This window comes from Micromonospora sp. NBC_01655 (genome assembly GCF_026339755.1).
Taxonomy (GTDB): domain Bacteria; phylum Actinomycetota; class Actinomycetes; order Mycobacteriales; family Micromonosporaceae; genus Micromonospora.
In genome coordinates, this window is sequence record NZ_JAPEQF010000001.1 from 6103052 (window position 1) to 6124698 (window position 21647).

18 protein-coding genes are annotated in these 21647 nt (G+C 73.4%); 6 read left to right on the forward strand and 12 right to left on the reverse strand.

Translation table 11 applies throughout. From position 1 onward, the window contains the following. Positions 1–236: 236 nt before the first annotated feature. Positions 237–836: a PadR family transcriptional regulator gene (locus OOK41_RS26845; RefSeq protein ID WP_117666397.1), complete on the forward strand. Its 600-nt coding sequence runs from the start codon at positions 237–239 to the stop codon at positions 834–836. A 135-nt stretch (positions 837–971) separates the two neighbouring features. On the opposite strand, the gene ispG is transcribed toward OOK41_RS26845, so the two are convergent. The 3 genes from ispG to dxr are packed head-to-tail and all read right to left on the reverse strand — an operon-like array spanning position 972 to position 4615. Further along, positions 972–2144 carry a flavodoxin-dependent (E)-4-hydroxy-3-methylbut-2-enyl-diphosphate synthase gene (ispG, locus tag OOK41_RS26850; RefSeq protein WP_117666395.1) on the reverse strand — a complete coding sequence of 391 codons (1173 nt, stop codon included), beginning with the start codon at positions 2142–2144 and terminating at the stop codon, positions 972–974. A 9-nt stretch (positions 2145–2153) separates the two neighbouring features. Next, positions 2154–3404, reverse strand: a complete 1251-nt coding sequence (locus tag OOK41_RS26855) for an RIP metalloprotease (RefSeq protein ID WP_266267137.1) — start codon at positions 3402–3404, stop codon at positions 2154–2156. Next, positions 3404–4615: a 1-deoxy-D-xylulose-5-phosphate reductoisomerase gene (gene dxr, locus OOK41_RS26860; protein ID WP_266267138.1), complete on the reverse strand. Its 1212-nt coding sequence runs from the start codon at positions 4613–4615 to the stop codon at positions 3404–3406. The genes OOK41_RS26855 and dxr overlap by 1 nt, the downstream gene beginning before the upstream one ends. A 555-nt stretch (positions 4616–5170) precedes the next feature. Between dxr and OOK41_RS26865 the strand changes: the two genes are divergently transcribed. Together OOK41_RS26865 and OOK41_RS26870 are read left to right on the forward strand one after the other, a co-directional pair. Next, positions 5171–6055 (forward strand): YhjD/YihY/BrkB family envelope integrity protein, encoded by an 885-nt coding sequence (locus OOK41_RS26865; RefSeq protein WP_117666943.1) that lies wholly within the window; start codon positions 5171–5173, stop codon positions 6053–6055. Between the two features lie 11 nt (positions 6056–6066). Continuing rightward, positions 6067–7668 carry an NAD(P)/FAD-dependent oxidoreductase gene (locus tag OOK41_RS26870; protein ID WP_117666389.1) on the forward strand — a complete coding sequence of 534 codons (1602 nt, stop codon included), beginning with the start codon at positions 6067–6069 and terminating at the stop codon, positions 7666–7668. Between the two features lie 26 nt (positions 7669–7694). Here the strand turns inward: OOK41_RS26870 and OOK41_RS26875 are convergent, their stop codons facing one another. Further along, positions 7695–9257, reverse strand: a complete 1563-nt coding sequence (locus tag OOK41_RS26875; protein WP_117666387.1) for a Rieske 2Fe-2S domain-containing protein — start codon at positions 9255–9257, stop codon at positions 7695–7697. Positions 9258–9502: 245 nt separating this feature from the next. Here OOK41_RS26875 and OOK41_RS26880 point away from each other — a divergent pair, with 245 nt between their 5' ends. Then, entirely contained in the window at positions 9503–9724 is a 222-nt protein-coding gene (locus OOK41_RS26880; RefSeq protein ID WP_323136241.1) for a DUF2631 domain-containing protein, read from the forward strand. Between the two features lie 172 nt (positions 9725–9896). Here OOK41_RS26880 and OOK41_RS26885 read toward each other — a convergent pair whose 3' ends face one another. The 8 genes from OOK41_RS26885 to OOK41_RS26920 form a co-directional block, all read right to left on the reverse strand. Then, a complete protein-coding gene (locus OOK41_RS26885) occupies positions 9897–11153 on the reverse strand; it encodes a DivIVA domain-containing protein (RefSeq protein WP_266267139.1) in 1257 nt (418 codons plus the stop codon). Positions 11154–11184: 31 nt separating this feature from the next. Continuing rightward, positions 11185–12336, reverse strand: coding sequence for a 23S rRNA (adenine(2503)-C(2))-methyltransferase RlmN (gene rlmN / locus OOK41_RS26890; RefSeq protein ID WP_266267140.1), 1152 nt, complete (start codon positions 12334–12336; stop codon positions 11185–11187). Positions 12337–12440: 104 nt separating this feature from the next. Continuing rightward, positions 12441–13805, reverse strand: a complete 1365-nt coding sequence (locus OOK41_RS26895) for a phosphatidate cytidylyltransferase (protein ID WP_266267141.1) — start codon at positions 13803–13805, stop codon at positions 12441–12443. A gap of 358 nt (positions 13806–14163) precedes the next feature. Further along, positions 14164–14721 (reverse strand): ribosome recycling factor, encoded by a 558-nt coding sequence (gene frr / locus OOK41_RS26900; RefSeq protein ID WP_117666378.1) that lies wholly within the window; start codon positions 14719–14721, stop codon positions 14164–14166. A 79-nt stretch (positions 14722–14800) separates the two neighbouring features. Then, complete coding sequence (gene pyrH, locus OOK41_RS26905) at positions 14801–15568, reverse strand: UMP kinase (protein ID WP_117666377.1); 768 nt, start codon at positions 15566–15568, stop codon at positions 14801–14803. A gap of 161 nt (positions 15569–15729) precedes the next feature. Then, positions 15730–16557: a translation elongation factor Ts gene (tsf, locus tag OOK41_RS26910; protein ID WP_266267142.1), complete on the reverse strand. Its 828-nt coding sequence runs from the start codon at positions 16555–16557 to the stop codon at positions 15730–15732. Between the two features lie 134 nt (positions 16558–16691). Then, the gene (gene rpsB, locus OOK41_RS26915; RefSeq protein WP_117666373.1) at positions 16692–17582 is read right to left on the reverse strand and encodes a 30S ribosomal protein S2; all 891 of its coding nucleotides are present in this window, start codon (positions 17580–17582) and stop codon (positions 16692–16694) included. Between the two features lie 203 nt (positions 17583–17785). Beyond that, complete coding sequence (locus tag OOK41_RS26920; protein WP_323136242.1) at positions 17786–19000, reverse strand: hypothetical protein; 1215 nt, start codon at positions 18998–19000, stop codon at positions 17786–17788. A gap of 407 nt (positions 19001–19407) precedes the next feature. Here OOK41_RS26920 and OOK41_RS26925 point away from each other — a divergent pair, with 407 nt between their 5' ends. Both OOK41_RS26925 and OOK41_RS26930 read left to right on the forward strand, forming a co-directional pair. Beyond that, complete coding sequence (locus OOK41_RS26925) at positions 19408–21126, forward strand: sialidase family protein (RefSeq protein WP_266267145.1); 1719 nt, start codon at positions 19408–19410, stop codon at positions 21124–21126. Positions 21127–21278: 152 nt separating this feature from the next. Further along, the gene (locus tag OOK41_RS26930) at positions 21279–21638 is read left to right on the forward strand and encodes a YraN family protein (protein ID WP_117666941.1); all 360 of its coding nucleotides are present in this window, start codon (positions 21279–21281) and stop codon (positions 21636–21638) included. The last annotated feature ends 9 nt before the right edge of the window (positions 21639–21647 follow it).

Here is a 21647-nt window from a genome sequence, read left to right on the forward strand (position 1 = left end):
GCCCGACCGCACCCCGGAAAGGCGGCCCCTGGGCGGGCAGCGCGCTGGGAACGCCCCGCACCCGATGATCCATCCCGGCGGCCCCTGCACCCCCCGGCACCCCGCGCGGTGACCCGCGGCGCCCTGGTCGCCCCGAGACGGCCGCTGACGTATCCGACAGTACGCCACCTTGTCGTCGACACGTTGCCGATATATCGTTGATGCATCAGCGACAGAACTTGGAAGGGAGAGCCCTGATGGGTTTCCACCAACGGATGCACGTACCCGAGGCGCGGATGCGCGGCTTCGGCTTCCCCCCGTTCCCGCCGGGTCCCCCCGGCCCGCCGTTCCCGCCCGGTCCCCCGCACGGGCACGGCGGCGGCCGGGGCGGCCACCGGGGCCGTGGCCGGGGGCGCCGGCCCAACGTGCGCGCCGCCGTGCTGGCCCTGCTCACCGAGCGGCCGATGCACGGGTACGAGATGATCCAGGAGATCGACTCCCGCACCGGCGGGGCCTGGCGGCCCAGCCCCGGATCGATCTACCCGACCCTCCAACTCCTGGAGGACGAGGGCGTCGTCACCGTCGCCACCGAGGACGCCGGCGGCGGCCGGAAGCGGTTCACCGTCACCGAGGCGGGCCGGGCCGAGGCCGGTGAGGCGGCACAGGCCCCGCCGTGGGGCGAGTTCGCCGAGGACACGGTCAACAGTTGGCACGACATCCGCGACGCCGGCAACCAGGCGATGCAGGCGCTGCGCCAGGTGATGACGACCGGCACCGACGACCAGCGGGAACGGGCCGCGCAGGTGCTGGCCGAGACCCGGCGCAAGCTCTACGCGATCCTCGCCGAATCCGACTGACCTCCCGCCCGCAACGACCTCCCACCCGCAAATGCAGAGAAAGAGTGGCCACTCCGCCTGGAATGGCCACTCTTTCTCTGAATTTGCGCGGGTGGGCCCGGGTGTGGGCGGGTGGGGGTGGGTGGGTGGGTGGGGTCAGTGGACCGTGACCGTGGCTCCCGGGGCCAGGTCGCGCAGGTCCTCGGGGATTTCCGCGCCCATCTCGTCGGCGATTCGCAGGGCCTCGAAGATCAGGGTCTCCACGATCTGCGCCTCCGGGACGGTCTTGACGACCTTGCCCTTGACGAAGATCTGGCCCTTGCCGTTGCCGGAGGCGACGCCGAGGTCGGCCTCGCGGGCCTCGCCCGGGCCGTTGACGACGCAGCCCATGACCGCGACGCGCAGCGGCACCGGCAGGCCCTCCAGGCCGGCGGTGACCTCCTCGGCGAGCTTGTAGACGTCGACCTGGGCCCGGCCGCAGGACGGGCAGGAGACGATCTCCAGGCCGCGCTCGCGCAGGCCCAGCGACTCCAGGATCTGGTTGCCGACCTTGATCTCCTCGACCGGCGGCGCGGAGAGGGAGACCCGGATGGTGTCGCCGATCCCCTCGGCCAGCAGCGCGCCGAACGCGACCGCCGACTTGATGGTGCCCTGGAACGCCGGCCCGGCCTCGGTCACGCCGAGGTGCAGCGGGTAGTCGCACTTCTCGGCGAGCTGCCGGTACGCCCGGATCATCACCACCGGGTCGTTGTGCTTCACCGAGATCTTGATGTCCCGGAAGCCGTGCTCCTCGAACAGCGAGCACTCCCACAACGCCGACTCGACCAGCGCCTCGGCGGTGGCCTTGCCGTACTTGGCCAGCAGCCGCTTGTCCAGCGAGCCGGCGTTCACGCCGATCCGGATCGGCACGCCCGCGTCGCCGGCCGCCTTGGCGATCTCCTTGACCTTGTCGTCGAACTGCCGGATGTTGCCCGGGTTCACCCGCACGGCCGCGCAGCCCGCGTCGATCGCGGCGAAGACGTACTTCGGCTGGAAGTGGATGTCGGCGATGACCGGGATCTGCGACTTGCGCGCGATCGCCGGCAGCGCCTCGACGTCGTCCTGGCTCGGCACGGCGACCCGGACGATCTGGCACCCGGACGCGGTCAGCTCGGCGATCTGCTGGAGGGTGGCGTTGACGTCGGAGGTGAGGGTGGTGGTCATCGACTGCACCGAGACCGGCGCACCCCCACCGACCGGCACCGAGCCGACCATGATCTGGCGACTGAGCCGCCGTGGGGCGAGCGCCGGGGGCGGCGCGACGGGCATACCGAGACTGACTGCGGTCACTTCAGGCACTCACCTTGAGAAGAGCGTGATCGGGTTGACGACGTCCGCGGTGATGGTCAGCAGCGTGAACGCGCCGCCGATCAGGATCACCGCGTACGTGATGGGCATGAGCTTGAGGTAGTCGACGCGGCCCGGGTCCGGCTTGCCGAAGCGGGCGAACAGCCAGGACCGGGCCCGCTCGAACCAGGCGATCGCGATGTGCCCGCCGTCGAGCGGGAGCAGCGGCAGCAGGTTGAACACGCCGATGAAGAAGTTCAGCGAGATGAACAGCATGAAGAACACCAGCCAGGCGTTGTTCTCCACCGCCTCGCCGCCGAGCCGGCTCGCGCCGACCACGCTGATCGGGGTGTCCATGTCCCGCTCGCCGCCGGTGATCGCCGTCCACAGGGCGGGCACCTTCTGCGGGATCCGCTTCATCGCCTCGTACGTGCCGACGGCCATGTCGCCGGTGAACCGGGCGGTCCCGCCGAGCGCCTCCATTGGCCCGTACGACACCCGGGTCGGGGTGCTGAACTGGAGGCCGACGCCGAGCGCGGAGACCGGGCCGACCTGGCCCTTCGGGTTGTCCAGCGGCGGGCGCTGGGTCTGGGCGAGCACGGTGCTCGTGCTGCCCGGCTGGCCGTCGCGGACGTACCCGATCTCGGCCTTGTCGCCGGGCTTGGTGGCCCGCAGCGCGACCAGCAGGTCGCCGTAGTTGTTGACCGGGGTGCCGTTGAGCGAGGTGATCCGGTCGCCGTCGCGCAGGTTGGCCTGGGCGGCGGGGCTGGCCGGGTCGGCGACCGCGCACTCCCGGACCAGGTTCTCCGGCACCACGCACTTGGCCAGCGCGATCACCGCGGGCTCCTGGCGGGCCTCGGCGTCGGTGGTCGGGAAGTCGGGGTTGGGCAGGCCGGCGGACATCGCGACGATCCAGGTCGCCACCAGGGCGAGCGCGAAGTGGGTGACGGAGCCGGCGGACATCACGATCGTGCGCTTCCACACCGGGTAGCGCCACATCACCCGGGACTCGTCGGCCGGGTCGACGTCGTCGTCCTGCGGCGTCATGCCGACGATCTTGCAGAAGCCGCCGAGCGGGATGCCCTTGACGCCGTACTCGGTCTCGCCGCGCCGGAAGGACCAGATGGTGGGGCCGAAGCCGACGAAGTAGCGGGTGACCTTCATCCCGAACGCCTTGGCGGTGAGCATGTGCCCCGCCTCGTGCAGGCTGACCGAGACGAGGATGGCCAGGGCGAAGAGCACCACCCCGAGCAGGTACGCCATCAAGCTCCTTCCACCGACGCCACGATGATCTCCTGCGCGTGCGCGCGTGCCCACGACTCGGCGGCGAGCACGTCCTCGACGGTACCTGGTTCGGCGAAATCGGGAGTGTCCTCCAACACCCGCCGGAGGGTGTCCACGATGCCGAGGAACGGCAACCGGCCGGCGACGAACGCCGCCACGCACTCCTCGTTGGCCGCGTTGTAGACCGCCGGGCGGCAGCGCCCGGCCTCCCCGGCCGCCTTGGCCAGCGCCACCGCCGGGAACGCCTCGTCGTCGAGCGGGGCGAACTCCCAGGTGTGGGCCGTCGTCCAGTCGACGGCGGCGGCGGCGTCCGGCACCCGGTCGGGCCAGCCGAGGCCGAGCGCGATGGGCAGCCGCATGTCCGGCGGGCTGGCCTGGGCGAGCGTGGACCCGTCGGCGAACTCCACCATCGAGTGGATCACCGACTGGGGGTGCACCATCACGGTGATGTCGGCGTACGGCACGTCGAACAGCTCGTGCGCCTCGATCACCTCCAACGCCTTGTTGACCATGGTGGCCGAGTTGATCGTGACCACCGGCCCCATGTTCCAGGTCGGGTGGGCCAGGGCCTGTTCCGGCGTGACCTCGGTCAGCTCGTCACGCCGCTTGCCTCGGAAGGGACCGCCGCTGGCGGTGACGATCAGCCGCCGCACCTCGGGGCGCGATCCGGAGCGCAGGCACTGGGCCAGCGCCGAGTGCTCCGAGTCGACGGGCACGATCTGCCCCGGGCGCGTCACCGCGGCCCTGACGAGGGGGCCGCCGGCGACGAGGGACTCCTTGTTGGCCAGGGCGAGGGTACGGCCGGCGCGCAGCGCCGCGAGGGTCGGCGCGAGCCCGAGCGAGCCGACCACGCCGTTGAGCACCACGTCGCAGGGCCACTGGGCCAGCTCGGTCATCGCGTCGGGGCCGGCCACGATCTTGGGCAGCTTGAAGTCGCCGCTGGACCAGCCGCGCCGGCTCGCCTCCGCGTAGAAGGCGAGCTGGAGGTCCTGCGCGGCGGACGCCTTCGCCACCCCGACCGCCTCGACGCCGAGTTCGAGGGCCTGGGCGGCGAGCAGCTCGACGTTGCCGCCCCCGGCACCGAGCGCCACCACCCGGAACCGGTCGGGATTGCGCCGGACGATGTCGATGGCCTGGGTGCCGACCGACCCGGTCGACCCGAGCAGCACAAGATCGCGGGGAGAGTTCACCCGCCCATTCTTCCCCACCGCCGCTGGGCGTCCCCTGCGAGCCTCACCGCCGACCCACCCATGATCGTTTGCGCAGAACAGAGACGACACGCCGACGAAGTTCTCCCCAACCAGCAGACGATCATCAGGGATCGCCCAACGACGGTTGGGCACGGCCTCGATCTGCTCGAACGGCAGGCCGCGCCCCGGAGTCGACTCAGCGCTTCATCATGAGGTCTTCGGCTCGCTGATCGAGGGGTTCCTCAGCACCGACCGGAGCGCGCTCGGGGCGCACTACAGCCAGGAGTACGCGGTCGACCGGGGCGGGGTGACCACCTCAGCACGGCGTCCCCGCCCCCCGACGACCGCCCAGACGGCCGCACCGAAGATCGCGCAGAGGGGGCGCAGACGACTGACTGCACAGACGAGTCAGCTCCAAAGGGCCGCGAACAGCCCCTCCCCGCCACCCGCGCCACCACGGCTCGGGCCGCGGATCAGCAGTCGCTCGGTGTGGAGCACGGTCATGTCGCGCGATCGGAGTGCGTACCGGGGTGCGGCGCGGGGAAGATGATCGCGGTGGGAGACGGATGGCAGCGGACGAAGCGGATCACCAGCGCCGCGTTCCGGCCGGTACGGGGCCGGGACCTGTCGCTGCACGCCGCCGCGATCACCTTCTACGGGGCGGTCGCCGTGGTGCCCGTGGCGCTGCTGGCCATCTGGCTGACCGGGCTGCTCGCCGGTGGCGGCCGGGTCCGGCGGCTCACCTCGTACGCCGTCGACACGCTGCCCACCGACATCGGCGCGAACCGGGCGGTGGCCGCGCTGCTGGAGGCCGGCCTCCACCTGACCCCGGTGCTCGCCCTGGCCTCGCTGCTGCCGGCGTCGCTGTACGGCGAGGGGCTGCGCCGGGCGTTCGTCTCGGTGGCCGCCCCGCGTGAGCCGGGCGGGGCGCTGGTCGGCTGGCGGGGCCGGCTGCTGCTGCTCCCGCTGCTCGCCCCGGCCCCCGCGCTGCTGCTGTCGATCCTGCTGGCGCTGCCGTACACCACCGGCCTGGTCCGCCAGGGCGGCTGGTCCGGCGCGCTCGGGGTGGTGCTGTCGTTCCTCGGGGTGTGGCTGGTGCTCACCCCGGTGCTGTTCTGGGTGTTCCGGGTGGTCGGCCCGGCCTCGCCGGACTGGCTGTCGACGCTGGGGATGGGCTCGTTCACCGCGGCGAACCTGTCCGGGTTCCTGCACGGCTTCGTGCTGTTCGCCTCGCTCCCCCTCGACCTGGGCGTGCCGTTCGGCGGCTTCGACCAGATCGGCGGCGGGGTGGCCGTGCTGCTCTGGCTCTACGTGTTCCACGTGATCGTGCTCGCCGGCTACTCGGCCACCCTCGCGCTGAGCGACTGGCGCGCCCGCCGGGCCGGCGAAACCCCGGCCGGGGCCCCCGACGGTCTCCCGCCGGCAGCCCCGCCGCACTAGGCTGCCCGGGCATGAGCGATACGAGTGAGCTGCCGTCCCGCGCCGACGTGGTGATCGTCGGATCCGGACACAACGGGCTGGTCTCGGCGATCCTGCTGGCCCGCGCCGGGCTGGACGTGCTGGTGCTGGAGGCCGCCGACGTGATCGGCGGCGCGACCCGCACCGAGAACCCGTTCCCGAGGGTGCCGGGGCTGCGCCACTCCACCGGGTCGTACCTGCTCGGGCTGATGCCGCCGGAACTGCTCGCCACGCTCGACGTGCGCATCCCGGTGCTTCGCCGCGACCCGCACTACTTCCTGCCCACCCCGGGCGGCGCCGGCTCGCCGTACCTGCTGATGGGCAGCGACCACGCGGCGACCCGGCGGCAGCTCACGGAGTTCTTCTCCCCCGCCGACGTGGCCGCCGACGACGCCATGCAGGCCGAGCTGGCCCAACTCCGCGAGGACCTGGCACCGGCCTGGCTGGCCGAGCCGCTGGCGGTGGAGGAGACCGCGCAGCGGCACGTCCGCCCGGCCCTGCGGCAGGTCTTCGTCGACCTGGTGCGCGGCTCGGTCGCCGACTACCTGGCCCGCTTCGACTTCCGCTCCGAGCTGCTGGTCAGCATGTACGCGGTCACCGACGGCCTGTCCGGGCTGAACGCCGGCCCGGACGACCCGGGCACCGGGCACAACTTCCTCGTGCACAACATGTGCCGGCTGCCCGGCTCCGACGGCACCTGGATGATCGCCGAGGGCGGGATGGGCACGGTCTCGCGTACCTTCGCCGAGGCCGCCCGCGCCGCCGGGGCCACCATCCTGGCCGGCGCCCCGGTCGCCGCGATCACCCTCGACGGCGGCGCGGCCAGCGGGGTGACCCTGGCCGACGGCCGGCAGGTGGCCGCCCGGGTGGTGCTCGGGGCCTGTGACCCGTACCGGCTGATCGACCTGCTGCCCGACGGCGCGCTCCCGGCGCCGCTGGCGCAGCGGATGGCGGCGGCCCGCCGCCCCGGCACCACCCTCAAGCTCAACCTGGCGCTGACCGGGCTGCCCCGGTTCTCCTGCCTGCCGCAGGACGCGCCCAGCCCGTTCGGCTCCACCATCCACCTGTTGCCCGGCTCGGCGTCGCTGGTCGGTGGCGGAGGCGAGCCGCCGATGGCCGCGCTACGCGCGATGTGGGCGGACGTCCAGGCCGGCCGGCTGCCCGACGAGCCGACCATCGAGTGGTACCTGCACACCACCGTGGACCCGTCGCTGTCCGACGCCGCCGGCCACCACTCCTCGGCGCTGTTCGTCCAGTCGGTCCCCTACGAGCTGGCCGGCACCACCTGGGACGAGGCCCTGCCCGGCTACGTCTCGCGCCTGGTCGACATCTGCGAGCGGTACGCCCCCGGCACCGCCGACCTGATCGCCGACGCCGTGCCGCTGCCCCCGCCCGGGATCGAGGCGCACTTCGGCATCACCGGCGGCCACATCCACCACGTCGACAACACGGTCTCGTTCACCGACCGGATGCCCTACGCCACGGGCGTCGACGGCGTCTACGCGGGCAGCGCCGGCTGCCACCCGGCCGGCAGCGTCATCGGCGCCGCCGGCCACAACGCCGCCCGCCGCATCCTCACCGACCTCTCCCGCTGACCCACCACCCCACCCCCTCGGGTGGGTCAGGGGGTGGGGGTTTCTGCGGTGGCGCGGTGGGCGCGCACCTTGTGGCCGACGCTGGTCAGGCACCGGCCGCTGGGCAGGTCGAACCTCCAGCCGTGTAGCTGGCAGGTGAGCTGGTCGCCCTCGACGATGCCGAACCGGGTCAGGTCCGCCTTCAGGTGCGGGCAGCGGCGCTGCACCACCCAGTCGCCGAGGGTGATGTCCTCGGCGTCGTTCGACCGCTCGTGCTCGTCGTACCAGCCCTCGGCGTACTGGAGGCGCTCGGTGGACAGGCACTTGAAGAAGGCGTACACGAACTCGTTGTACTGGCCGATCCGGGCGGCGGAGAACCGGCAGGACAGGAAGAGCGAGTTGACCCAGTCCACCTCGCCGATGTGCAGCAGGTGCTCGATCAGCGCCCGCTCGGTACGGAACCGGTAGCGGACCTTCTCGTCCGCGTACGGGCGCACCTCCTTGCCCGGGAAGTCCACCACGATCGACTCGACGCTCTCCCCGTCGTAGCCCACCAGATCGAAGCGGACCGGGCCGCCGACCCCCTTGGCCAGGTAGATCGACTCCTCCAGCAGCGGCTCGATGCGGCGTTTCATCCCGGCCAGCACGTCGACCTCGGGGTGCCGCCAGGACGCCCTCTCCGCCTCGATGACGCCGCGCTTGCGCTCCCGCATCTCCTCCAGGTGGGCGACCTTGTTCGCGAAGAACTCCGCCACCGGAACCGGGTGGGTGGTCGTCGCGCCGCCGGTGGTGACCTCGGCGACGCTGCCGGGCAGCAGCACGATGCCGTTGCTGCCGCCGACCTTGGCGTACTCGGACAGGAACACCGACTGGTCGGGGAAGATGTTGCCCTCGTCGCCGTGGATGTCGTTGAACTGCCACAGCGCGTCGTCGAGGAAGCACGGCGGCCCGGCGATCGGGAAGACGTGGTCGGCCTTCAGATCGTCGATGTAGCGCCAGGTGCGGTCGAACTGCCGCTCCCGCTTCTGCTTGCCGAACGCCGTCTTCGCCGACTGCGGCAGCTCGTAGACCATCGGGTACCAGATCGCGCCGGAGAACTGGAGCAGGTGCGCGTGCACGTGGCCCAGCTCGGCGAAGACGCTCAGGTCCGTCGGGCGGGCGTCGTTCTGGTTGAGCAGCCGGACCCCGTCGTACTCGACCCAGAGGGAGGAGTCACCGATCGGGCCGTCGGTCGGGCTGGTCAGCGCCTGAATCATGATCTTGAGGCCGCCGTCGAGCTCGACGACCTGCTCGTTCGGGGCCCTGAGGAACTTCGTGAAGCCCAGCTCGCGCAGTTCGTCCGCCAGCTCGGAGGTGGGGAACTCGGGCAGCAGGACGGTGGCGTCCTTCGACACGTACCGCCTGAGGTGCGCCGCGTCGAAGTGGTCCCGGTGCAGGTGCGACACGTACAGGTAGTCGACCTGGCCGAGGGCTTCCCAGTCGAGCAGGGAATTGTCGGGGAACGGGAACCAGGACGCGAAGTAGGCGGGATTGACCCACGGGTCGCACAGGATGCTGCCCGCGGCCGTGTCGATCCGCATGCTGGCATGTCCCGTACCGGTCACTCGCACCGCAGTCCCCCTCAAACAGGCAATCAAGGTGTACGTCAGAACGCTACCGGAGGCAGTGTGGTCGGCGACCCGCGACGCCGGTAGTGCCCTCCGGCCCGGAGGCCCCGGGCCGGATGGCCGGCGGCCCCGGTGCGCGGCGGCTCCGGCTCGCCCGGGGCCGGACACCGGGAAACCCCCACCGGACGAGGCCAGGCGCGGGGCGTGCCAGACTAACCGGAGATCCGATCGCGAGGGAAGGACCGACAGTGGCAGGAAGCGAGCCGGTGACGTCGCCAGATCAGCACAGGCCCGGGCACCGGAAGGCAGGGCGGATCGGCGCGGTGCTCACCGCGTTGGCGTTGCTCGCGATGCTGTGCGGCAACCACGAGGGCAGGGTCGAGGACATCTGGCTGGTCGGCCTGGCCGTGCTGCTGCTGGCCGTCGTCGTCGGCGACGCGGTGCTGCGGCGCAACGGCCTGCGCTCCTGACCTTGGCCGGCGGCCCGCCGACCCCAGTACGTACCGAGGGCCCGTCCCCCTGCTGACCAGGGGAACGGGCCCTCGCCGTCTGCGCAGGTCGCGGCGGGCCCTGCCGGGCGAACGCCGCACCGCCGGCCGGCGCCCGCGGCGGACGGCTGGTGGCCGGGGAGGAGGCGCCGGGTCAGCGACCGAAGAGGATGTCCTGGACGTCCTTCAGCGCCGCGTCGACCTCCGCCTCGAAGTAGCCGCCGGGCACCAGGCCGAACCGCAGGGTGTCCAGGTCCTTCGGGTTGACCGGCATCGGCCCTCGGCCGGCCATGCCGCCGAGGAGCTCGTCGAAGAGCCGGTCGACCTGCTCCGGGTCGTACCCGCTGCCGAACCGGCGCACCTGGAAGCTGCGGCGGATCTGGTCCACGCGGTGGAGGTCGCTGCCGGGCGGGCCGGCCATCGGCGGCGGGCCACCGACCGGCGGGCCACCGACCGGCGGGCCGGTGACCGGGGGCGGCGCACCCATCGGCGGGCCACCGAGCGGCTGCTGCGGCAGGGGCGGCGGCCCACCTGGGCCACGACCGCGCAGCTCACGCAGGTCCCGCTCGGGCATCCGGATCTCGGCGGTCATGTCGGCCCGACCGTGCCGGCCCGCCTCGAAGCCGTCGAACCGGTCGTCCGGGCCGTAGCCGCCCGGCCCGGCGGGCAGGCCCCGCGGCGGGGGGCCGCCGTGGCCCGGGCCGGGGCCCATCGGGCCGCCCGGACCCATCGGGCCGGCACCACCCGGGCCACCCGGGCCACGCGGGGCGTCGTACCCGCCGCGCGGCGCGTCGTAGCCCCCGGCGGGAAAGGCGCCGCTCGGCTCGTCGTAACGGCCGTACCGGTCGGCGGGCGGGCCGGCCTGCGCGGGCATCGGTCGGGGCGGCATCGGCCCCGGTCCCCGGTCGTCGCGCATCGGCACCGGGCCACGGTCGTCCCGCATCGGGACGGGGCCACGGTCGTCGCGCATCGGGCCGGGCCCCCGGTCGTCGCGCATCGGCACCGGGCCACGGTCGTCCCGCATCGGGCCGGGCCCCCGGTCGTCCCGCATCGGCACCGGGCCACGGTCGTCCCGCATCGGCGGCATCCGGTCAGGCGGGCCCATCCGGTTCGGCGGGCCGAGCCGGTCGGGCATCCCGGAGTCGGTGCTGCGACCGGGCACGCCGCCGCGCTCCTCCAACTCGGCCAGCTGCCGCTCGACCCGGTCGAGGTGCAGGTCGACCTGCCACTCGTCGTAGCCGTTGAAGCGGACCCGGAAGACGACGTCGTGGACCTCCTGGGAGGCCACGGGCGCGCCGATCGGCTGGCCGGCGAGCGTCGCCTCGACCCGGTCCAGGAAAGCGTCAACCTCGTCGACCTTGTAGCCCCGGCGGAGCGCCTTACGTCGGAAACGCTGACCCTGACTCGCCACTATGTCTCCTGGTCTCGTTCGCTACGCCCGGTCACGCCGTCGCCTCCTGCGGCATGTCGGTGTCGTCGTCCTCGGCGGCGGCGAGTTGCCCACAGGCGCCGTCGATCTCACGGCCCCGGGTGTCCCGCACCGTCGTGGACACCCCGGCGGCACGCAGGCGCCGGACGAACTCCCGCTCGACCGGCTTGGGGCTCGCGTCCCACCGGCTGCCCGGGGTCGGGTTGAGCGGGATGAGGTTGACGTGGGTCAGCCTGCCGGCCAGCAACCGGCCGAGGAGGTCGGCCCGCCACGGCTGGTCGTTCACGTCCTTGATCATCGCGTACTCGATGGACACCCGACGCCCCGTCCGGGCCGCGTAGTCCCACGCTGCGTCCAGCACCTCGGCCACCTTCCAGCGCTGGTTGACCGGCACGAGCTCGTCGCGCAGCTCATCATCGGGCGCGTGCAGGGACAGCGCAAGGGTCACCGACAGGTCTTCGCCGGCCAGCCGGCGGATGGCCGGGACCAGGCCGACCGTGGAGACGGTGATGTGCCGCTGGGACAGCCCGAGCCCGTCCGGGGCGGGAGCGACCAGCCGGCGGATCGCCGCGGTCACCCGCGAGTAGTTGGCCAGTGGCTCACCCATCCCCATGAACACGACGTGGGACAGCCGCGGCGGGGAGCCGGCGACCGCACCGGAGGCGGCCACGCCGGCCAGGTAGACCGCCTGGTCGACGATCTCGGCGGTGGAGAGGTTGCGGGTCAGCCCGGCCTGGCCGGTCGCGCAGAACGGGCAGGCCATCCCGCAGCCGGCCTGGCTGGAGATGCAGACGGTGACCCGGTCCGGGTAGCCCATCAGCACGCTCTCCACCAGCGAGCCGTCGTGCAGCCGCCAGAGCGCCTTGCGGGTGGCCCCGTCGTCGCAGGCCAGCTCACGGACCGGGGTGAGCAGGGTGGGCAGCAGCGCACCGGCCAGCCGGTCCCGGGTGGCGGCGGGCAGGTCGGTCATCCCCGCGGGATCGCGGACGAGCCGGCCGAAGTAGTGGGTGGAGACCTGCTTCGCGCGGAACGCCGGCTCGCCCAGCTCGGTGACCAGCGCCTGCCGACCGGCCAGGTCGAGGTCGGCGAGGTGCCGGGGTGGCATGGCCGCGCGGCGTGCGGCGGGGGTGTCCGGGGCGGCGGGAATCAGCGGAAGGCTCGTCATGGCGCTCCCAGTCTCCCACGCCGAATGGACGACGCGCCTGGCCGGAGGTGCCGAATCGGCCCCGACCAGGCGGTCGGCACGGGGTGACCGGCGTGATCCATGCCTCAGCCCACCACCGGGACGAACACGGCCAGCAGCAGGTACGCGGTGGGAACCGCGAACAGGATCGAGTCGAGGCGGTCCATCAGGCCGCCGTGGCCGGGCAGCAGGTTGCTCATGTCCTTCACGCCGAGGTCCCGCTTGATCATGGACTCGGCCAGGTCGCCGAGGACCGCCGCGCAGGAGACGGCCACCCCGAACAGCGCGCCCCACCAGGGGGCCACGTCGAACAGCAGCCAGATCAGCAGGGCGCTGCCGACGGCGGCGGCGGTGACCGACCCGGCGAAGCCCTCCCAGGACTTCTTCGGGCTGATCGAGGGGGCCATCGGGTGCTTGCCGAAGTTGGCCCCGGCCGCGTACCCGCCGGTGTCGGAGAGCACCACCGCGACCAGGGTGACCAGCACCCGCAGGTTCCCGTCGCCGGGCGCCGCGGCGAGCATCGCCGCGAACCCGCCGAGGAACGGCACGTAGACCGCGATCAGGGTGGCCGCCGTCAGGTCACGCTGGTAGTTGCCGGGGCCGTCGCCCAGCCGCCAGATCATCGTGCCGAGCACGGTCACCAGCAGGCCGAGGCAGAGCGCGTCGGGGCCGGCGAACCAGGCCAGCCCGACCGTGAGCACGCCACCGGTGATCAGCGGCACCAGCGGCGGGTGGGCCCCGCCACGGCGGACCGCCCGGGCCATCTCCCAGGTGCCGACCGCCAGGGCGACGGCGAGCACGAACAGGAAGGCGGGCAGGTAGAAGAAGAGCGGCACCAGCACGGCCGCGCCGAGACCGAGGCCCACCCCGATCGCGGCGGGCAGGTTGCGCCCGGCGCGACTCGGCGACGCCTGCTGGGTGGCCGGGCGGTCCGCGCTGGCCCGCCGGCGCCCGGGCTCCCGTCGGCCCCGGGGCGGCTCCGGCACCGCGTCGCCGCCGGTCACCGTCGCGGAGGGCTCCTCCGGCAGGTACGGCGGCGGGGCCGGCTCGCGCCCGGCGACGGGCTCGTCGACCGGCCCGGCGGGGTGCCCGGGGCCGACCGGCCGGTCCCGGGCGGCGTGGCCCGGGTCCCCGACGCCGGGCAGGCCGGGCCAGCTCGGCTCGTCGCCGGGCAGCGGACGGGCGCCGTACGGGTCGGTGGCGTCGGCGTCGAACGGCTCCAGCCGGCGCGACTCGGCCCGGCCCCCGGGCCCGGCCGTGTCCGGCGCGATCGGGTCGGGCGCGGGGGCGCCGAGTGTGTCGGGGGCCGAGGGCGCGTACGCGTCGGTGGCGGCGCTGCGGGCCCACTGCCCCGGTTCGAGGTCACGGTCGGGCCAGGGAAGCGCGGCCGGGGCGTCCGGCCGGTTCCAGCCTCGGGGCCCGGCGCTGCGGTAGGGGTCGAGGTGGGACATCACGCACCGAACGGACGCGGTACGGGGTTCACCACATGACGTACGACCAAGACCATCCCCTACAACGACTGTTCCGTCCGGTTGACCGGCCCGACGGCCGGCCGATCCCGGCCGTTCACCGCGTGGTGGCCGGAATCGTGCCGAGCCTACTGCACCGGCCGCCCGGAGAGGGCGGACGATGGGCCACCCGCGCCGACCGGCGGCGGTACGCGGGACTCCCCGGCCGGCCAGGGCCCGGTGCCGGCCCCGCAGGGACACGGCGGCCCGCGACGACGAGGGCACCGGCGTGCCGCCGCCCGACGGCGACGGCACACCGGTGCCACGGCAGGTCACGCGTCCGGCCCGGGCCGGACGCGGATCAGACCTCCAGGAGCTCGGTCTCCTTGTGCTTGACCAGCTCGTCAACGCCTGCGACGTACTTCTGGGTCAGGTCGTCGAGGTCCTTCTCGGCGCGGCGGCCGTCGTCCTCGCCGACCTCGCCGTCCTTGACGAGCCGGTCCAGCTCTTCCTTGCCCCTGCGGCGGATGTTGCGGATGGCCACCTTGGCCTCCTCGCCCTTGTGCCGGGCGACCTTGATCATCTCGCGGCGCCGCTCCTCGGTCATCTGCGGGAGCAGGATGCGGAGCTGGGTGCCCTCGTTGTTCGGGTTCACGCCGAGGTCGGAGTCGCGGATCGCCTTCTCCATGGCGTTGATCTGCGAGGTGTCGTAGGGCTTGATGATCACCATGCGCGGTTCGGGGACCCCGATGGACGCCATCTGGGGCAGCGGGGTGGGGCTGCCGTAGTAGTCGATAATGATCTTGGAGAACATGGCGGCGTTGGCGCGACCGGTACGGATCGCGCCGAACTCCTCCTTGGCGTGCTCGATCGCACGCTCCATCTTCTCCTCGGCCTCGAGGAGGGTGTCGTCGATCACCGGTCTCCTCGCCTCCTTCTTGTGTTCGTCGTGGGCTGTGCTGTCGTGTCGGGACCGTCGCTCGCCGGCCTCCGGCCGCTCACGCGGTGATCAGGGTGCCGATCTTGTCGCCACCCACCGCGCGGATGATCGTGTCCTCGCCCTGCGCGCCGAAGACCAGCATCGGCAGGCCGTTCTCCATGCAGAGGCTGAACGCGGCGGCGTCGGCCACCCGCAGGTTGCGGCGCAGCACCTCGGAAAAGGTGATCGAGTCGAACTTGCTGGCGGTCGGGTCGATCCGGGGGTCGGCGGAGTAGACGCCGTCCACGCCGTTCTTGCTCATCAGCACCACGTCGGCGCGGATCTCCAGCGCGCGCTGGGCGGCCACCGTGTCGGTGGAGAAGTACGGCATGCCCGCGCCCGCGCCGAAGATGACCACGCGGCCCTTCTCCAGGTGCCGGATGGCGCGCAGCGGGATGTACGGCTCGGCGACCTGGGCCATCGTGATCGCGCTCTGCACCCGGGTCTCGATGCCCTCCTTCTCCAGGAAGTCCTGGAGGGCGAGGCAGTTCATCACGGTGCCCAGCATGCCCATGTAGTCGGCGCGGGCCCGGTCCATCCCGCGCTTCTGCAGTTCCGCGCCGCGGAAGAAGTTGCCGCCGCCGACCACCACCGAGACCTGCACGCCGCGGCGGACCACGGTGGCGATCTGTCGGGCGATGGCCTGCACGACGTCCGGGTCGACGCCGATCGCCCCGCCGCCGAAAACCTCGCCGGACAGCTTCAGCACCACCCGGCGGGCCCGGCCTGGCGGTGGGGCGGTCGGATCGTCCGCCCCACGGCTCCGGTCACCAACAACCTGCGTCATCCGCCCCGCCCCTCCCCACGCGCACCCCACGTGCGCCGGTTACCGCGTACCTGCCGTCGCTGACCCTATGCGACAAGGAGGCCGCGGTGCCTGTCACGTACACCAGCGACCTCCCGTCGACGTTCCCTGCCCGCGGGCGCGTCACACGCCCGAGCGGCGGCTCAGGCCTGGCCGACCTCGAACCGCAGGAAGCGGGTCACCTCGATGCCAGCCTCGGCCAGCACCTGCTTCACGGTCTTCTTGTTGTCGGCGACCGACGCCTGCTCGATCAGGACGTAGTCCTTGAAGAAGGCGTTGACCCGACCATCGATGATCTTCGGCAGCGCCGCCTCGGGCTTGTTCTCCTCGCGGGCGGTCTGCTCGGCGATGCGCCGCTCGGACTCGACGACGTCGGCCGGCACCTCGTCGCGGGTGAGGTACTTCGGCCGCATCGCGGCGATCTGCATGGCCACGCCGCGGGCGTCGGCGTCGCCGGCCTCGTCGGTCTTGCCGGCGTACTCCACCAGCACGCCGACGGCCGGCGGCAGGTCCTGGCTCTTGCGGTGCAGGTAGACCGCGACGGTGCCGTCCAGCTTGGCGAAGCGGTTGAGCACCAGCTTCTCGCCGATCTTGGCGGACTGCTCCTGGATCAGGTCGGCGACCGGCTTACCGTCGATCGTGCTGGCGAGCAGCTCCTCGGTGGTGCCCACGCCGCTGGCCTCGCCGTGCTCGACGAGCTGCTGGGCCAGCACGATGAAGGCGTCGTTCTTGGCGACGAAGTCGGTCTCGCAGTTGAGCTCCAGCAGCGCCTTGCCCGAGTGCGCGACCAGGCCGTTGGCGGCCGTCCGGCCGGCACGCTTGCCGACGTCCTTCGCGCCCTTGACCCGTAGGATCTCGATGGCCTTGTCGAAGTCGCCCTCAGCCTCGGTCAGCGCCTTCTTGGAGTCCATCATGCCGGCGCCGGTGAGGTCGCGGAGCTTCTTGACGTCCGCGGCGGTGAAGTTGGACATGACTCTCTCTTCGGTGTTGAGACAGCGATGGGATGTTCTGGGGGGCGGTTACCCAAATCCGGGCCGGATCTGCCCGGCCTACCCGCCGCGCCCCGCCGCCCGGGCAACCGGACGGCGGGGACGCGGCGATGCGGTCACTCCGCGGCGGCTGCCGCCGGCTGCTCGGCGGGCTGCTCGGGCTGCTCAGCAGACTGCGCGGGCTGCTCGGTGGGCTGCGCCGGCTGCGCGTCGGCCTTCTTCGGCTCCTCGAGCAGCTCGCGCTCCCACTCGGCCAGCGGCTCGTCGGCACCGACCTGGCCCGGCTCCGGCTTCTCGTCGCCGCCCCGGCGACGGCCGGAACGGGCGATCAGGCCGTCGGCGACGGCAGCGGCCACAACCCTGGTCAGCAGCTCGGCCGAGCGGATCGCGTCGTCGTTGCCCGGGATCGGGAAGTCGACCTCGTCCGGGTCGCAGTTGGTGTCGAGCACCGCGATCACCGGGATGCCCAGCTTGCGGGCCTCGTCGACGGCGATGTGCTCCTTCTTGGTGTCGACCACCCAGATCGCGGCCGGGAGCTTCTGCATGTCCCGCAGACCACCCAGGGTGCGGGTGAGCTTGATCTTCTCGCGGGAGAGCTGCAGGGTCTCCTTCTTGGTGTAACCGGCGGCGGTGCCGCTCAGGTCACCCAGCGCCTCCAGCTCCTTCATCCGCTGCAGCCGCTTGTACACCGTCTGGAAGTTGGTCAGCATGCCACCGAGCCAGCGGTGGTTGACGAACGGCTGGCCGACCCGGGTCGCCTGCTCGGCGATGGCCTCCTGGGCCTGCTTCTTGGTGCCGACGAACAGGATGCTGCCGCCCTCGGCGACGGTGTTGCGCACGAAGTCGTACGCCTTCTCGATGTAGTCGAGGGTCTGGCGCAGGTCGATGATGTAGATGCCGTTGCGCTCGGTCATGATGAAGCGCTTCATCTTCGGGTTCCAGCGCCGGGTCTGGTGCCCGAAGTGGACACCGCTCTCCAGCAGCTGGCGCATGGTCACGACGGCCATGGTGGGTACTCCTTGTGGTCCCTGGTTGTCACGCCCGGCCGGTGGCCGGGCGTCCTGGCGCCTGGTCGCCGGCCATGGTGTTCCCGATCAAGATCGGGACCAGGGAGGCCGTCGCCCCACGACGATTCGTGGAGAGGGCGCGCGAGGTCGACCGCCGAGGCGGTCGCCAGTCGCCCAGTGTACGCCCCTGCCCGGCCCGCCGGTCAGCGGGCGGCGAGCGCGGCGGCGACGAAGAGCACCAGGCCCACCGTGAGGTACGCCGTCGGCGGCCGGAGCCAGCCCCGGCTGCCGTCGGCGAGCGCGAGGCCGCCCGTGCGCAGCCCGTAGAGGCCGACGCCGAAGATCGGCAACCCGGCGACCAGGAAGATGCCCACCACGACGTCGGCGGCGGACAGCGGGTCGCCGAGCACGCCGTGCCGCAGCACCCGCAGGGCCGGGACCTCGAAGACCGCCACCAGCAGTGCGATCAGCACCGCCAGCGCCGGGCGGCGGGTCCGGTAGACGCCGTCGGACAGCGGCGGGCCGGGGCGGCGCAGCCCGTCCTGGGCGTACGCCGGGTCCAGGCCCGGCGGGGGCAGGTCCGGTCGGACGGCCACCGGGGGCATCGGTCCGGTCGGCATCTCCAGCGGGTGCGGCGCGCCCACCGCCGGTCCCGCGTCGGCCCCGCGCCCAGCCTCGCCCACCCGCCCAGCCTCGCCCGCGCGCCCCGCCTCGGCCGCCGGGCCGGGGCCCGTGCCCCGGTCCGGGCCGCCCGGGCGGTCCGCCTCCCCGGGGCGGTTCGGGTCGACGACCGGGTAGCCGCCGAGCGGCCCGGAACGGACCGGCTCCGACCTGCGCCCGACCGGGTCGACGCCGAGCGGGTCCGGCTCGGGCGGAGCGTCCCGGGAGGCCGCGTCGTACGGGGCGCCGGAGACCGGCGTGGGCCGCTGGCCGACGGTCAGCGCGAACTCGCCGGCGCGCTCGCCGGGGGGCAGCGGGAACGCGGCGGAGTGCTGGCCGGCCGGCACGGCGGGGTCGGCGCCCCGCGGCCCGGCGGCCAGTCCGGCCTCGGCGGCCCGGGCCGCCCGGCGCGCCTCCCGCTCCGCGGCCAACTCGTCCACCGACACCCCGAACGAACCCGTGTCGGCCCGCCTCGACCGCGACGGCCGGTAACTGTCAGTATCGGGTTCGGTGAGCCCGAAGGCGTCGTCCGCCCCGTGCCGCCCGGTCTCGCCGTACCGGCCGACGGGCGGGTCAGTCAGCCCGTCATAGCGTCGCTCGCCGGTGTCCCCGCGCTGGTCCGGGGCGGGGAACTCGTCCGCTCGGTAGCGGTCGTCGCCCGGCGAGCGCCAGTCCTGCTCGCCGTACCCCCGCTCGCCGGGGTACCAGCTCGACTCCTGATCATCGGGAAAGCTCCGTCGTGCGTTCACGACGGGCACCGTATGTGACAGGGGCACCCCCGCGCCATCCGATGATCGACTGCCCCCGAACGGCACCGGACGCCCCACTGGATCGCCCACCGTTGGCGGTGGGCGGGACCCGGACGCCGGGACGCGGAACGGCCCGGGGCGGCGGGTCGGACGTCCCGGGGGCCGGGCCTGCGCGTCGCCGTCCGGCGCGGCGCGCGCGACGGCCGGTCACGGCCGCCGGACGGCGGGGCGGGGCCACGCTCCCCCGCCCGGACCGTTCCGGCGGGACCGCCCCCGCGGCGGCCCGGCCACCGGCGGCCCGACCAGCGGTTGCCCCGGCAACCGCCTCCGGTTGTCACGATCGTCGGTCGGATCGGCGGCAGCCGCGCCAGGGCGGCGCCGGCAGCCTTCCGGAGAACCCGATCCACGGAGGTCCCATGCGACTCACATTCCCGGCACGGCACCGGCTCGCCGCCACCCTCACCGCCCTGTTCGCGGTGGCCTGCTCGGCGCTCGCCGCCGCACCGGCCACCGCCGCCCCCGACTGCGACGTCCCCGACCCGCCGCCGATCTGCTCCGAACCGGGGGAGCCCGACCAGGCCCCGACCGGCTCGTTCGAGGCGATCGAGCACCGCAACGGCGGCATCCGGGTCGTCGGCTGGGCGGCGGACGGGGACACCCCCGGGGCGGTCACCGTCAAGATCCGCCGGGACGGCGTGCTGGTCCTGACCGCCACCGCCGACGGGTCCCGGCCCGGCGTCGGGCCGCACGGCTTCGACCGGCTGCTGCCGGCCGCCCCGGACGGCCGGCACACCGTCTGCGTGGCCGCGGTGAACGTCTACGGCAGCCTCCCACGCCAGCCGGCCGAGAAATCGCTGGGCTGCCGCGACTACGTGGCCGGCCGCCAGCGGGTGGGCGGCGACCCGTACCTGACCGGCGACACCCAGCACGCCACCGCCGTCGAACCCGACTCCTTCGCCTGGGGGCGGACGATCGTGTCCGCGTACCAGGTCGGGCGGGACGCCGACGCGCCCGGCGGCGCCACCAACATCGGCTTCGCCACCTCGTACGACGCGGGGCTGACCTGGACCAGCGGCACGCTGCCGGGGATCACCCTGGCCGGCGGCGGACCGCACCTGCGGGCCAGCGACCCGGTGGTCGCCTACAGCGCGCGGCACGGCGTCTGGTTGACGGCCAGCCTGGTGATCAACGACCTGCACGACGGCGTGCTGGTCAACCGGTCCACCGACGGGCGGACCTGGTCGGCCCCCGGCTGGGCGATCGGCAACGACGGGCAGGACCGGGACAAGGAGTGGGTGGTCTGCGACAACTGGACCGCCAGCCCGCACTACGGGACCTGCTACCTCACCATCACCAACCTCAGCGCCAGCAGCCGGATCGAGCTGGCCAGGTCCACCGACGGCGGCCTCACCTGGGCCACCGTGCCGAACCCGCGCGGGGCCGCCTCCTCGCCCACCGGCAACGGCACCGCCCCCGTGGTACGGCCCGACGGGCGGCTGGTCGTGGCGTACGGGCTGAACGGGTCCACCAGGGCGTTCACCGTCGACGGCGCGGGCGCGGTGTGGAACGACAGCGGCACGATCCACGCGGGCACCTACCATCCCGTGCCGGGGATGCGGGCCGTCTCGGTGGTCTCGGCCGAGGCCGACCGCTCCGGCCGGATCGTCGCCACCTGGCACGGCTGCCGGGCCGGCTACCCCTGCCAGGTCAACGACGTGCTGTTCAGCACCTCGCCCGACGGGGTGAACTGGACGTACCCGGCCGAGGTGCCGGTGGACTGCCCCGACCAGGGGCTGTGCGCTGCCACCGACCGGCTCGCCCCGACGGTCGCGGTGGACCCGGACGACCCGGCCCGGATCGGCATCCTCTGGAACAGCTACCTCAACGGCCGGATCGACACCCAGTTCACCTCGTCCGTCGACGGCGGGCACACCTGGCGGCGCTATCCGCAGACGCTCGCGACGATGCGGACGGACCAGCTCGCCAACAGCGGGCTCGGCCGGATGCTCGGCGAGTACCTGGGCCTGTCGGTGGCGAACGGCAGCGCCGTGGCGACCTTCCCGGTCGGCCAGGCACCGCCCGCCGGGCAGGCTTTCGACCAGGCGATCCACGCGTACAACCCGCTCGGTTTCTGAGCCGGGACGCCGGGCCGTCGGACCCCGTCGCGGGGACCGGCGGCCCGGCCGTCCATAGCACGCAGGGGGCATGATCGTCCGATCGTCCACAGCGGCCCCCGTCGTCCACAGCCTCCCCCGGGCGGGCTGCCGGGCCGGGCATGGTGCGGCGCATGACGAAGCGGAACCAGGCGGTCGGCGCGTACGGGGAGCGGTGCGCCGTCCGACACCTGATCGGGGCCGGGCTGCGCCCGGTCGCCCGGAACTGGCGTTGCCCGGCCGGCGAGATCGACATCATCGCCTGGGACGGCGCGGTGCTCGCCTTCTGCGAGGTGAAGACGAGGCGCACCGCCGAGTTCGGCGCGCCGGCCGAGGCGGTCGTGCCGGCGAAGGCGCGGCGGCTGCGAGGGCTGGCCGCCCGCTGGCTCGCGGAGACCCGCACCACCGCCGACGAGGTGCGGTTCGACGTGCTCTCGGTCGAGCTGCCCGACGCCGGGGCGGCCCGGGTCGAGCACCTCAAGGGGGCGTTCTGAGATGGGCGG

What these genes read in the sequence shown, in the direction of transcription:
- OOK41_RS26870 (WP_117666389.1), top strand. Translation starts at nt 6,067, where the DNA reads ATGAGCGATACGAGTGAGCTGCCGTCCCGCGCCGACGTGGTGATCGTC.
- OOK41_RS26930 (WP_117666941.1), top strand. Translation starts at nt 21,279, where the DNA reads ATGACGAAGCGGAACCAGGCGGTCGGCGCGTACGGGGAGCGGTGCGCC.
- OOK41_RS26845 (WP_117666397.1), top strand. Translation starts at nt 237, where the DNA reads ATGGGTTTCCACCAACGGATGCACGTACCCGAGGCGCGGATGCGCGGC.
- rpsB (WP_117666373.1), bottom strand. Translation starts at nt 17,582, where the DNA reads ATGGCCGTCGTGACCATGCGCCAGCTGCTGGAGAGCGGTGTCCACTTC.
- pyrH (WP_117666377.1), bottom strand. Translation starts at nt 15,568, where the DNA reads ATGACGCAGGTTGTTGGTGACCGGAGCCGTGGGGCGGACGATCCGACC.
- rlmN (WP_266267140.1), bottom strand. Translation starts at nt 12,336, where the DNA reads ATGACGAGCCTTCCGCTGATTCCCGCCGCCCCGGACACCCCCGCCGCA.
- tsf (WP_266267142.1), bottom strand. Translation starts at nt 16,557, where the DNA reads ATGTCCAACTTCACCGCCGCGGACGTCAAGAAGCTCCGCGACCTCACC.
- OOK41_RS26925 (WP_266267145.1), top strand. Translation starts at nt 19,408, where the DNA reads ATGCGACTCACATTCCCGGCACGGCACCGGCTCGCCGCCACCCTCACC.
- OOK41_RS26895 (WP_266267141.1), bottom strand. Translation starts at nt 13,805, where the DNA reads ATGTCCCACCTCGACCCCTACCGCAGCGCCGGGCCCCGAGGCTGGAAC.
- OOK41_RS26855 (WP_266267137.1), bottom strand. Translation starts at nt 3,404, where the DNA reads ATGGCGTACCTGCTCGGGGTGGTGCTCTTCGCCCTGGCCATCCTCGTC.